Source organism: uncultured Chloroflexus sp., assembly GCF_937129525.1.
GTDB lineage: Bacteria > Chloroflexota > Chloroflexia > Chloroflexales > Chloroflexaceae > Chloroflexus.
On the sequence record NZ_CAKZNK010000129.1, the window covers coordinates 18,326 to 31,161 of the forward strand.

General features: G+C 54.9%; 9 protein-coding genes. 2 read left to right on the forward strand and 7 right to left on the reverse strand.

Annotated elements, in window-relative coordinates:
- Window positions 1-15: 15 nt before the first annotated feature.
- Both pgk and mnmE read right to left on the reverse strand, forming a co-directional pair.
- Window positions 16-1,218: a phosphoglycerate kinase gene (gene pgk, locus Q0650_RS15940; RefSeq protein WP_298820735.1), complete on the reverse strand. Its 1,203-nt coding sequence runs from the start codon at window positions 1,216-1,218 to the stop codon at window positions 16-18.
- Window positions 1,219-1,272: 54 nt separating this feature from the next.
- Entirely contained in the window at window positions 1,273-2,634 is a 1,362-nt protein-coding gene (mnmE, locus tag Q0650_RS15945; protein WP_298820737.1) for a tRNA uridine-5-carboxymethylaminomethyl(34) synthesis GTPase MnmE, read from the reverse strand.
- A gap of 9 nt (window positions 2,635-2,643) precedes the next feature.
- On the opposite strand from mnmE, the gene Q0650_RS15950 reads away from it, so the two are divergent.
- Window positions 2,644-3,771, forward strand: coding sequence for an alpha/beta hydrolase (locus tag Q0650_RS15950; protein WP_298820739.1), 1,128 nt, complete (start codon window positions 2,644-2,646; stop codon window positions 3,769-3,771).
- Here Q0650_RS15950 and Q0650_RS15955 read toward each other — a convergent pair.
- From Q0650_RS15955 to Q0650_RS15975, 5 genes are all read right to left on the reverse strand, one after another.
- Window positions 3,689-4,282, reverse strand: coding sequence for an ATP-dependent Clp protease proteolytic subunit (locus Q0650_RS15955; protein ID WP_298820741.1), 594 nt, complete (start codon window positions 4,280-4,282; stop codon window positions 3,689-3,691). The genes Q0650_RS15950 and Q0650_RS15955 overlap by 83 nt on opposite strands.
- Window positions 4,282-5,865: a response regulator gene (locus tag Q0650_RS15960; protein ID WP_298820743.1), complete on the reverse strand. Its 1,584-nt coding sequence runs from the start codon at window positions 5,863-5,865 to the stop codon at window positions 4,282-4,284. The genes Q0650_RS15955 and Q0650_RS15960 overlap by 1 nt, the downstream gene beginning before the upstream one ends.
- Window positions 5,858-8,737, reverse strand: a complete 2,880-nt coding sequence (locus Q0650_RS15965) for an ATP-binding protein (RefSeq protein ID WP_298820745.1) — start codon at window positions 8,735-8,737, stop codon at window positions 5,858-5,860. The genes Q0650_RS15960 and Q0650_RS15965 overlap by 8 nt, the downstream gene beginning before the upstream one ends.
- Before the next feature lie 67 nt (window positions 8,738-8,804).
- Window positions 8,805-9,176 carry a response regulator gene (locus Q0650_RS15970; protein ID WP_298820747.1) on the reverse strand — a complete coding sequence of 124 codons (372 nt, stop codon included), beginning with the start codon at window positions 9,174-9,176 and terminating at the stop codon, window positions 8,805-8,807.
- Entirely contained in the window at window positions 9,151-11,088 is a 1,938-nt protein-coding gene (locus tag Q0650_RS15975) for a histidine kinase N-terminal 7TM domain-containing protein (RefSeq protein WP_298820749.1), read from the reverse strand. Before Q0650_RS15975 ends, Q0650_RS15970 begins: the two co-directional genes overlap by 26 nt.
- Before the next feature lie 811 nt (window positions 11,089-11,899).
- Between Q0650_RS15975 and pgsA the strand changes: the two genes are divergently transcribed.
- Window positions 11,900-12,511, forward strand: a complete 612-nt coding sequence (pgsA, locus tag Q0650_RS15980) for a CDP-diacylglycerol--glycerol-3-phosphate 3-phosphatidyltransferase (RefSeq protein ID WP_298820751.1) — start codon at window positions 11,900-11,902, stop codon at window positions 12,509-12,511.
- Window positions 12,512-12,836: the final 325 nt, after the last annotated feature.

Here is a 12,836-nt window from a genome sequence, read left to right on the forward strand (position 1 = left end):
GCCGTTCACCCACTGCTATTCGGCATCTTGCAAGGCCGCAACACCGGGCAGCACCCGTCCTTCAAGCAATTCGAGTGACGCGCCGCCACCGGTGCTCACGTGCGACATCTTCTCGGCCAGGCCGGCTTGCTCGACTGCAGCAACGCTGTCACCACCGCCGACAATCGTAATTGCGCCATTCTCCGACGCTTCGGCCATCGCCTGAGCAATCGCCCTCGTACCGGCAGCAAACGGCTCTAATTCAAACACACCCATCGGGCCATTCCAGATCACTGTGCGCGCCGACCGAATTTCACTACTGTACAGTTCAATCGTTCGCGGCCCAATATCGAGAACACGCCAGCCGGCAGGCACTTCGGTCACCTCGACCACTTTGCGCTGCGCATCGGCGCTAAACGCATCGGCGATGACCACATCAACCGGCAACAACAGCCGCGCGCCGCGCGCTTCCGCTTTCGACATCAGTTCCTGGGCAACCGCGACACTCTCCGGCTCAACCAGTGAGTCGCCGAGATTGAGACCTTTTGCCAGCAGGAAGGTATTCGCCATGCCGCCACCTATCAGCAGCGCATCAACCTTGCCGAGCAGGTTCTCGATCACGCCAATCTTGTCGCTAATCTTCGCCCCACCGATGACCGTCACAAACGGACGTTGCGGATTGCTCAGCGCGCCGCCGATGTAGGTCAATTCCTTTTCCATTAGAAAACCGGCCACAGCCGGCAGGTAATGTGCGACGCCTTCGGTGCTGGCATTAGCGCGATGAGCGGTGCCAAAGGCATCGTTGACGAAAACATCACCCAGTTTTGCCAGCTCGGCGGCCATCGCCGGATCGTTCTTCTCTTCGCGAGGATCAAAGCGGGTATTCTCAAGCACCAGCACCTGACCCGGTTTCAGCATCGACACCGCCGCTTCAGCAGCCGGCCCGGTGATCGCCTCGGTCTTCTTTACTTCACTGGCCTCTGGCAGCAACTCGAACAGTCGCTCAACGACCGGTCGCAGGCTATACCTGGGATCGGGCTTCCCTTTTGGTCGTCCAAGGTGAGACATCAGCACAACACTCGCGCCATGCTCCAACAGGTACCGAATAGTTGGTAACGCTGCCCGAATGCGCGTATCATCAGTGATCATGCCCTGATCATCCAGTGGTACGTTGAAATCAACCCGCACGAGCGCGCGTTTGCCGGCCCAATCCACATCGCGGATGGTCTTCTTATTCATGCGCGTTCCTCCTTCATCGCGGTGTAACGGCACACTGCCATTGTATCACACCGATTACTTGCCGATGCAGAAGCGGCTGAAAATGACATCAAGCAAATCTTCGCCAACTGTTTCGCCGGTAATTTCACCCAGCGCATTGGCTGCGCCGGTGAGATCGGCTGCCAGCAGATCGAGTGCCGCATTCGTTGCTAGCGTCTCTTGCGCGGCGCGCAAGCATTCAGCAGCTCGCCGTAGCGCTGCCCGATGACGAGGATTACTGACCAGATGCGTAGCAGCGCCTGCCACTGGCGGCGCGCCGCCCAGCAGAGCTGTCGCAATTGCCTGAGCCAGCGTGTCAATTCCATGCCCGTAGCGGGCCGAACATGCCACAACCGCTACCCGTTTCGGATGCGGCGGCGGTGGTGGCGGTGGGAGGGCAGGGTCATCGCATTTGTTCCAGACGATCAATGCAGGCTGCTCAGCAGTGGCAACCAGCATCGCCTCATCTTCGGCAGTCAAGGGTTGTTGCGCATCTAGCACCAGCAACGCCAGATCGGCGCTGGCCAGCGCCGCCACTGCTCGCTCAACTCCGATCTGCTCTACCGGATCGGTACTGGCGCGCATACCGGCAGTATCGATCAACACCACCGGCACCCCGGCCAGATTGGCGGTCTCTTCCAACGTATCGCGCGTTGTGCCGGGAATCGGTGTCACAATCGCCCGTTCGACACGCAACAGGGCATTGAGCAGGCTCGACTTCCCAACATTTGGCCGCCCGACCAGCGCAACCCGCGCGCCATTGCGAATAACAATCCCCTGATCGGCGCTCGACAGCAAGCGTTCGACGGTTGCCAGTGCTTGCCTGATCGGTTCGGCAATTGCCTGCGGTTCAATCCCCTCTTCGGGAAAATCGATCAGCGCAGTCACATAGGCCAGTGGCTCGAGCAAGGCGGCCCGCGCCGCGCGCACTTCACGCGCCAACCAGCCACCCAGTTGGGCCTGCGCTACGGCCAGGCCGACACTTGTCTGAGCTCGAATAATATCAAGGGTCGCTTCGGCCTGACTCAAATCAATCCGTCCATTGAGAAAAGCCCGCAGTGTAAATTCGCCGGGATTGGCCAGTCTTGCGCCGGCGGCTAAAGCAGCTTCCAGGGTAAGCTGTACCGGCAATGCGCCACCGTGACACGAGATTTCTATCACGTCTTCCCGGGTAAAACTGTGGGGCGCTGCCATTAGCGTTAGCAATGCTTCATCGATCACGTTACCGTCAGGCCCGATCACATGGCCGTAGCGCACCCGATGACTGCGCAACCGTCCCGGTCGCGCCGGACGAAAGATCTTGAGCGCGATTGGTTGAGCATCGGGGCCACTCAGACGTATAATGCCAATACCACCCTCACCGGGTGGAGTCGCAATCGCCGCAATAGTGTCACTCATCGAGGTCTTGTGCATCGGCTCGTTACCCTGTTCCGCCTGATCACTCTGTATAATGCCCTGGCTCATCTTGGCGGCTGGCGCGGCCTGAACTGGAGCGAACGGCTGGCGCTGCCCTTGCTGGCGCTACTCTGGCGCCAACCGGCGATGAGCTGGCGTGGACATGTCATACTGGCTCTGCCGGCGCTGATTCTGCACCTGATCTTCGCTACGCTTCGTCGGCGCGATCTCGATCCGCGTCGGCAATTGCATCCGGGGCGCTACGCCGATCGCTCCATCGTCCGCCTCGACCTGCCGGCTCGTCACGGACCGGTGCCAGCGCTCCACATCGTACCACGCGGCGGCACGCAAGCTGCCGTGCTGGTCACCCATGGCTCCGGCTGCGACAAAACATTTTATGCCTGGCGGTTGGTTGATGCTTTGATTGCGCGCGGATTAGCCGTATTGCTGATCGACCTTGACGGCCATGGCGAAAGTTCACGACCGCAAGCATTTCCGCAGATGGTCGATAGCGTCGCCGATCCGCTGGCCTGGCTACAACAGCGATATGCGCGAGTAGGCGCGATTGGGATGAGTCTGGGTGGCGCAGTACTGGCTCGCGCGATTGCCGACGGCGCCCCAATCGATGCCGTGGCGCTCTGGGAGGTGCCACCGCGCTTGCGCCTTGATGCGCGCGCATACCGGCAAGTGCAAATTCAGGAAGCGATCGCGATCATTCAATGGCGTATGCTTCATCTCTTTCGCGATGGCGCAATCGATCACGTGATTAGAGCATGGCAGACCAGCGGGATTCGCGCCACTATCGGCACCTGGGATCTGTTTGATGTCCTCGACGTACCGGGTAGTTTGCGGTCATTAGCCCTTCGCTATCCTGCGCTACCCACCCTTCTTGTCTACGCCGGACGTGATGCGATTGTGCCGCCGCCAGCCGCCGCCGAAATTGCGGCGCTGGCAAACGGTTGGGCTGAATATCACTTGCTGCCATTTGCCAGCCATATCTCGCTCCCAATCGATCTGACCTGTCTGAAATTAACAACCGATTGGTTACAGCGACAGCTTAGCGCCGGTTCGGGGTCAAAATGGCATCAATCAAGCCGTATTCAAGCGCCTGAGCCGCTGTCATATAGAAATCGCGGCTAAAATCAGCTTCCAGCCGCTCAACCGGCTGACCGGAGTGCCTGGCCATAATCTCGCGCAAGAGTCGTTGCAGGCGAAGCATCTCGTCTACCGCAATCTGCACATCGGGCGCATAACCCTCGGCGCCGCCACCTGCCGGATGCGAATGGATCGTTGCATGTGGCAAAGCAAACCGCTTCCCCTTCGCGCCGGCGCAGAGCAAGACGGTCGCCATACTGGCTGCCCGCCCAACGCACACCGTGCAGATGTCAGGCGTGACCAGTTGCATCGTATCGTAAATCGCCAGACCGGCGCGAATAACCCCGCCAGGACTGTTGATATACATCCAGATGTCGCGTTCAGGGTCTTGTTGCTGCAATACAAGCAACTGCGCCACAACTGACGAAGCCATCTCATCGTCAATTGGCTCACCGATAATGATGACTCGCTCTTTCAGCAGACGAGAAAAGATGTCCCAGCTTCGCTCACCCCGACTCGCGCGTTCAATGATTGTAGGCACTGGAACTGAAGGCATTATTGTCCTCTTTCATCACGATCTATCATCAAACAACTGCCGGTCACCGTCTTCAACTGTCGTTTTATCTCTGCCGCTCGCAACGCAATCTCGTAGGGCTGACGATACCGCGCTGAAACTACCGGCACAACCGCGATTGAGATGCTCAACAACGGATAACGACAGGGATTGCCCTGACGATCACGACCAAAGATGTAACCCCGCGCGCGATCCTCTGCCGAGTAAAAGTAGGGGATGGTTGTGTCGAAACGTTCGATCATAGCCTGCCCGATGTGCTGCGCGCGTTCCAATGTTGTCACAAGCACAAAATCGTCGCCTCCTAAATGGCCGAGAAAATCGCTGGCATCGCCCCGCCAGTGAACCACTTCGGCCAGCAGGCGCGCTGTATGCAAGATAACGGCATCGCCTTTGAAAAAGCCATAGTGATCATTATACCCCTTGAAATTATCCAGATCGATATAACTGACGGCAAACGATTGCTGATTTGCCAGGCGTTCGTGGATCACCTGTTCGATGACGACATTACCGGGCAGACGAGAAATAGGATTGACACTGCTCTCTCGTTCACTGCGACGCAGGATTGAGCGAATCCGCGCCGCCAGCTCGGCTGCGCTGCACGGTTTGACAACGTAATCGTCAGCGCCCAATTGCAGGCTACGCACCTTTTCATCGAGCGCGCTGATCGCTGACAATAACATGACCGGCGTTAGCTGCGTTGCCGGGGTAGTGCGTAATTTCTGCAATACCTGTAAGCCATCGCCATCGGGTAGCATCCGATCCAGCACAATCAGATCGACATGCTGCGTTGTGGCCAGCTCCATCGCGGTGGCGCCATCTGGCGCTGTTACGACCACAAAACCGGCATCGGTGAGTTGGTGACTGAGGATCTGGCGAATATCTGCTTCATCATCCACCACGAGAATGCGTGGCACACTCTGTTCGCTGTGGCGTTGATACAACATCAACACGCGCCGCAGTTGCTCGAGAGGAGATTGCCGCAGATCAATCTGCGGCACACCGTTTCCGGCCATCGGCTGATGGCACGCCAGCACCACCAGAATATCGCGAGTCTCTGGATCGGTGCGGGCAATCTGAGCGCATGCTATCGGATCAATATCGGTCATCTCATCAGAGATGATCAGCAGACGTGGACGGCGACGACGCGCGGTGTCCAGACCGAGCGCACACGTCGATACGCGCTCTACCTGCCAGCCGATCGCAGCCAATGACTGCTCGACTATGTCCAGCTCAGTGGTTCCGGCCAGTACTGCCAGTCCAGGTTCAACACCGACTGCCGGAGCCGATAACGCACTTGCCGGCGCCGAAGGTTCAGCCTGATACAAATTGATCGGTATTCGCACAACCAGCTCATGATCTTCAAGCCGGGTACGCTCAGTTAACTGCTGGCTGAACTGGCGGATTCGTAGAGTTGATCGCTGTAGGGCAGCAATCAAATTCACCAGACGTTGATCATTACTCCGACCATAATGATGAGCCAGCAAATCAACTGCGCTTTGCAACGCCGTTAACGGCGATACAATCTGATGAACAAAGCGTTCAACCTCTGGCGGAGACTTACTCATCGGCATCCTCGCTGGATTGCATAACAGAGGTTAACCTGGAGATTAATCGCTCAGCCGTGACAGGCTTTTCCAGAAATCCACGCGCGCCGAGTTTAAACGCCTGCGCGCTCGCATCAGGACCGAGATCGTTAGCAGTCAACACGACCACCGGTATCGCCGCCGTCATTGGATCGGACTGTAAGCGTTGCAGCACTTCAAGGCCATCCATTCCCTCCATGCGCAGATCGAGCAGGATAGCGCTTGGTTGGATGCGGCGCGCCAGTTCGAGAGCCGTAACCCCATTGTCAGCCGTCAGCGCCCGCAACTGGTGCCGTTGCAAAATCCGCGCCAATACCAGACGCACATTCGGGTCATCGTCAACAACCAATACCAGCGGTTGCAGGCTGGCGATCTGTTCACGTATCGCCGCAACAACGGTTTCGACTGAACTACTGAACGGCAATACGACCGCCTCGCGGCGCAGACGCGAAACGGGGACATCGCTGATTGCAACCAATGGCGCAATTTGATACAACGCAGCAGTCTCTATCTGACTGATGGTATCACCGAGATGCTCAGGATCGATAACCACAATACATGCGGGTTGACGAGATGGAAAGACTGCGGTTATATCCCTTATCGGCACTCGCGCCACTTCCCAGGATGGTTCGGCGGCGAGCGCAGCCTGGAGTGAGGATGTCCACGGGTGATCGTTGTCGATAATCAGAATGAACGAACGCTGGTCATCAACCGATAAAAGTTGTGTCTGCGAAAGCGGTATAGTGAAACTGAACACACTACCCTGACCAATCTCGCTGTCAACCCAAATCTTGCCACCATGTAGTTCGACCAGATTCTTTGCGATTGACAATCCCAACCCAGAACCACCCTTCTCGCGCTGAGCCGCCTGGTCAAGTTGGCGAAACTTCTGGAATAGATTCATCTGATCGGCGCGAGCAATTCCTGGCCCCCAATCTTGCACACTAAACTGCACAAAGTTTTGCTCGCGCGCAGCGCGCAACACGACACGCTGCCCTCGCGGTGAAAACTTAATCGCATTCGACAACAGATTAATGATCACCTGCACCAACCGATCGCGATCAGCGCTAATCAAGGGCAAATTCGACGGAACATCCAGTATCAGCGAAATCTCATTCTGATGAGCCAGGATTGTCACTTCATCGACTGCGCTTTGACAAACCTCAATCGGCCTCAACGGTTTGCGATGTAAAGCCAGGTGGCCCTGCTCAATCTTTGCAATATCAAGAATGTCTTTTATCAGACGAATTAACCGTTCGATATTATTGAGCGAAACCTGCAACAGCGCGCGCGTCCGCGCTGTTGCATCGGGGGTAAGGACAATTTTACCCTTTTCCAGATCATTTAATAACAGTTGCAGTGAACCTTTAATATTGGTGAGCGGAGTGCGCAATTCATGCGATACCAGTGAGACAAACTCGTCCTTCAAACGCTCGATTTCACGCTCGCGCGTCACGTCGCGAAAGATGAAGATGCGACCCAAATATTGAGCGCGCCGATCAAACACTGGCGCCGAAAAACACTGCAACCGACGCGCTTCTGGCGCGATCACCTGAAACTCCTCTCTGGCTCGATCGGTCTCGGAACTGAGTAGTTGACCTAGCCAGAATACAAGTCGGGCACTATTTGCGAAGACGCGCCCGAAAATGGCCCGCAGATCATCATAAGGACGCCCCTTCACATCGTGCTCGGTAACCCCAAAGAAGTAGCAGGCCCGCCGATTAATGATGGCAATGCGACGCTGATTGTCAACCATAATGATGCCATCATTTGTGGTTTCAACCACTGCCTGAGTGTGATCCAGTTCCCGTTGCAGTCGATCAAACAGGCGCGAGTGCTCGATGGCTACCCCAATTTGCCGCACCAGCATACGTAACCACTGCAACTGCCGTTCATTGAAACAACTGCCAGGCCAGGGTACAAGCTGCACCACACCGGCCTGCCAGCCTCCGACCAGCATCGCGATTGAGAGTAAACCGTCAATGGCATGCGACCGCAAACTTGCGCGCAGTGGCTCATAGTCAGAGTCGGTTGGTGGATAGCCCGGCAGATAGGCCAGCTCATTCGACGACTCAAGCAATGACTCGGCCAGTGATAGGGTGTGTTGCCCTGACTCACCACGCCACAACTGACCCAATGTAGTAGATAACACAACTGCATGGAGATTAGTAGTTACAGTCTTTAATTCTAAGCGCTGCTGTGTGTCATCGTACAAATACAGTGCGCCTGCAGCAGCGCCAACTGCCATAATCAATTGTTCCAGCGCCGTTTCCACCAGTTGATTAAGCGCTTGCGTATACAATACCGCCAGATTGGTAATAATTTCTGCCGAAGGTGGTTCAAATACCCCGCGATTACTCGCGCGCGATAGCGCCGCCCACGCATAAACAGCGTCATCAACCAGAAATTGAAGTATGTCAATGCTCTCGGATGTTACCGGTTCTGACCAGGCACATACACACAGCGCTTGCGCGATCCCGTCTTCAACCAGTGGCAACATCACAATTTGCGCCGGCGGAGAATCTCCCCAGATTGCAGCAGTAACCGCCAGTGCCAGCGGCGTTGATTGTCGATCAGGAAGAAAGACGAGTGGACGCTGCAACAGCCGCAGATCGTGCATGAGATAGTGCGGAATGGCAAAACTATCGGGAGCTGTCACATCCACTTCTGGTCGGTCAATAAACCGACGCAGTTGGTTTGTTACGGGGTCAATCTGGTAGATGAAAGCCTCTTTGGCCCGCGCCAGACTGTACGCGCCATCAAGCAATACGCGCCACACCATTTCGCGTGAAGTGGCCCGATACATCTGGCGGCACAATATGGCAAGCAGAGCGGTCTGGTCGGGTGTTTGCACGCTAAGTCACACCTTTGTAGGAATGATTGTTACCGTAAACATTAACCTTGTACTATTATGGTACTGCTCATCGCCCCTCGCTGGCAAGAATTGATTTGATCATATCAACCAGTTCAAAAACACTAAATGGCTTTTCAATGCAGAAGCGCACTGAAGGTGGCAAATCGTGTAGTAATGCCTCGGATTTCGGACTGGCTGTAAACAATACGATGGGAATGTGCTGCCAGGTTGGATGATATTGCAAGCGCTGGCACAATTCTAAACCATCCATTTGTGGCATCATTACGTCAATAAGTAGCAAATCAAAATGATCGCGTCCAACAGCGGCAAGCGCTTCCACGCCATTATTGGCGACCACAACTGTATAATTTGCATCTTCGAGCGCCATGCGCGTAATCAATTGCAAATCCGGTTCATCTTCGGCCAGTAGAATTTTCATATTCGTGCTCTTCCATTAACAAAATTTGTCGCGCCACCTCTTCAATGGCAATCCGTTGTTTGCGGTAGAAATCTGACTCGCTCATCGCCAAACGATGGGCAACGTCACGCACGGTCTGGCGACGCAGAAAACGCCCTTCAAGCAAATTGTACAATAACCACTCTTGCGCCGACGGATCAATCTGATCGTCAGGGCGTAAATTAGCAATTGCCTGTCGCAATACTGACTGCAAGGCTTTTGTTGGACTCCCACCCTGCTCGGCCAGTATCCGCCGCACACTGCGCAATCCGAGCAACGGACTCTCGGCCAGTTTCGGTCCGCCCCAAAACTGAGTCAACGCATCTTTGACCAGTTGGGGAAAATCGGGATGCATCGCAATATCGTCTTCCAGAGTCTTCAAAGTCCCCGGAGTTGCCTGTTCAAGCCGAGAGCTAAGTTGTTGCAACGATTGCATTTCCGGCGCAAGGCCGCGCAGCGCATCGAAGATCTGTCGCTGCATCTGTACCGTTGTTAGTGCCAGCTCAATCTGATGGGCGAGGCCAGCAATCATCCGCTGCATTTCGGCTGACATACCACCATTGCGGCGCAACTGTTCGGGCGTCGCTTCAAGGCCAATCGCGCCGAGAAAGACACCATCAGGACTGCGCAACGGCAACAGACAAAACGACCCGATCACGGCAAACGAACCACTGCTAAGGCTGGCGCTGGCATCGTGTGGCATCGTCTCAAGCTGCGGGATCAGGCTCGCAAGCGGATGGTCGGTGATAAACCGGCGCACTTCACGCCGCGAACCCCATACCGCCTTCACGCTGAACCCATCTTCTCCCGGCGCAATAACGAATCCGGTTTGAACATGCAGCGGGCTGCAGATCGCTACCAGTGAATTTTCTAGCAGCGCGCGCAGATCGGCGCGGGTAAACATATTGCGCGGCAGATTACGCAGATAATCGATCTCAGAATGATCCTGGCGATAGATCAGCGCATCGAGGTATGGCTTTGCCTGAGTAACAAAGATCGGCATTAACACAGTCATCACCATTACCCCGAATGTAATGAGCGTCTCCTGCGGCAAACCCAACACCTGCGCCAGAACTGGAACCGTTTGAATGAACAGGATGGTGGTAATACCGACAAAGGGGCCATACAGCCACCAACGCACAAAATCCTGCTTGATCAGACGCTCAGGGATGAGCATCCCCTGAAAGGCCACTGAATATGTCATGACAGTGACCATTACAATCACTATCACACTTGCGACTGCCTGCAACGCAAGGATCAGACCGATCGGCACTGCATTTGGCGAAGCAATCACCAGAAAGGGAAAGACACCGATACCGGGCGCAGCAAAGGTAGCGCCCAGATAACTAAGCCGCCGTCGTTGTGAGGGAGTTAAGGCTGAACGCCGCGTGATCAGGATCGCAATGAACGCAGTTGCTGCAGCAACAACGAAAAAGATAACATAAAACCAGAAGAGCGGACCCGCCTGGAACTGCGCGACGGGGCCGCTTGGCATGCCGGTATGGATAACCAGATTTGTACCAAGTGCGACAAGGAGAAAAATGACCAGACTCCCCGCATAGGCGGCGTATACGCTACGCCGCCAGCGTTGGGCCAGGGCACTGGCATTACCGAACGTCAGTAGCGCATTGGCAAAATGAATATACCCTGCCGGCACCAGCACAATGCCCAACCATTGTGCTCGACCGAGGAATTCAATCGTCTCCGGACGTTGCGCGCGGGCCAACAATAAATCGCCGCTGTAGGCCACTATCACCCCGGACAGTAAAACGCCTAACGCGCGCACAATGTCGCTGCGCCAGTTTTGTAACACAATGTAGGCCAGCAACGAAAAACTAACGATCAAGACTGCGGCAAAGAGCACTTCGTTGATACGCTCAAGCATTGTTACCATATCCGACACGTTGGTTACACCAGGTACGAGTTACGTAAATCCCATCAAGAAATTGATGTTCAGAAGTCCCTGACCCGGTTTGAGAATACAATGCTGGCCAGCAACGAAAAACTAACGATCAAGACTGCGGCAAAGAGCACTTCGTTGATACGCTCAAGCATTGTTACCATATCCGACACGTTGGTTACACCAGGTACGAGTTACGTAAATCCCATCAAGAAATTGATGTTCAGAAGTCCCTGACCCGGTTTGAGAATACAATGCCGGCCAGCAACGAAAAACTAACGATCAAGACTGCGGCGAAGAGCGCTTCGTTAATACGCTCAAGCATTGTTACCATATCCGATAAGCTGGTTACACCAGGTACGGGATTGCGTAAATCTAATCAAGCATTTACGTCCAGAAAGAGTTTGTGGCCTGTTACCGGTCATTGCAGTCGATTCTTAACCTGTTTTACAAACCTCCAGCATCCTGATACAACTGCTCATTCGTCAGCTTTACGATACACTACCTTGATGTTACAGGTTAACCTGAATTATATCATGGCAGGTAGCATACCCCCATACCACAAATTATTATGTCGATTAAAGTCATAGAAGGGGTATGCTATAATCAAAAATGCCAGGTGCCTCACTCGTTGAGTCGGACACATTCCTGCGAGAGCAAATGTCCCGACAAAGCATGCACAAACGTCACTCACTACAAGCGGGATCAGGAACAATCGTTCTGGTGGCGGATAACATTGAAATGTACACATGGTACCAGACCTTTTCCCACTTCGAGAGAGGATAGGCCAGTCTGAGAAATGATCATGCGACAGCTTCCCAATCTGCTGGGTCTTTTCCGCATCATTGCCACACCCGTTCTGGCATGGTGGATACTGTTAGCCACACCAACTGCTTACCTCGGCGCAGCGTTATTACTCCTCCTGATGGCTCTAAGCGACATGGCCGACGGACGGCTTGCCCGCCACCTTAAAGTCGTTTCACCGCTAGGAATCTTCATTGATACCATCAGTGACAAAATTTTTGTAGCCGGCGTATTGATCCCGATGGTTGAGGTTGGCTTACTTCCAGCCTGGGTTGCCCTGGCAATAATTATTCGCGAGTTTGTTGTATCTGGCCTCCGCTCATTTGCTGCCGCCGAAGGAGTCGTCATTTCAGCTCGCCGCTTCGGCAAACAGAAACTGGTTATCACCGTTGTTGCCTTAATTTGGCGGCTGCTGGCAGCTCACGCTGAAACCGGCGGATTTCTTGGCCAAATCGCTGGAGGCTTGCTGATTCCTCTGCTCAATCTCTGGTTTATCCCAATGGCACTGGCCTTGATCTGGACGATCGGCTCAGGGATCGAGTATCTCTGGCAGGCGTGGCCATTACTTCGTCGCAGTTGGTCTCCGGGACCGTCAGGGCAGTCAGGTAGTTGAACGTATCAGGTGCCGCCTCAGGCGCTCCACATCACACATGCGAGAGCGACAGATAATCGTAGAGGCACGGTGCTACCGTGCCTCTACCGGTTGCGCAAAGACCGATAAACAATCCAACGGAATCCGGTCTGGGGTCAGCGTAAGCGCACACCTTTCCCACCCCACCCACGCGAGAACGACTTCGCCTCTAAGCTCTTGATCCGACCACAGAGGCCACAGCGGGCGCAGAGCGATTATCGCCTATCCCCTATCGCCTATCCCCTATCGCCTATCCCCTATCGCCTATCCCCTATCGCCGCTCGCCGCTCAGCACCGCTGCGCCCCT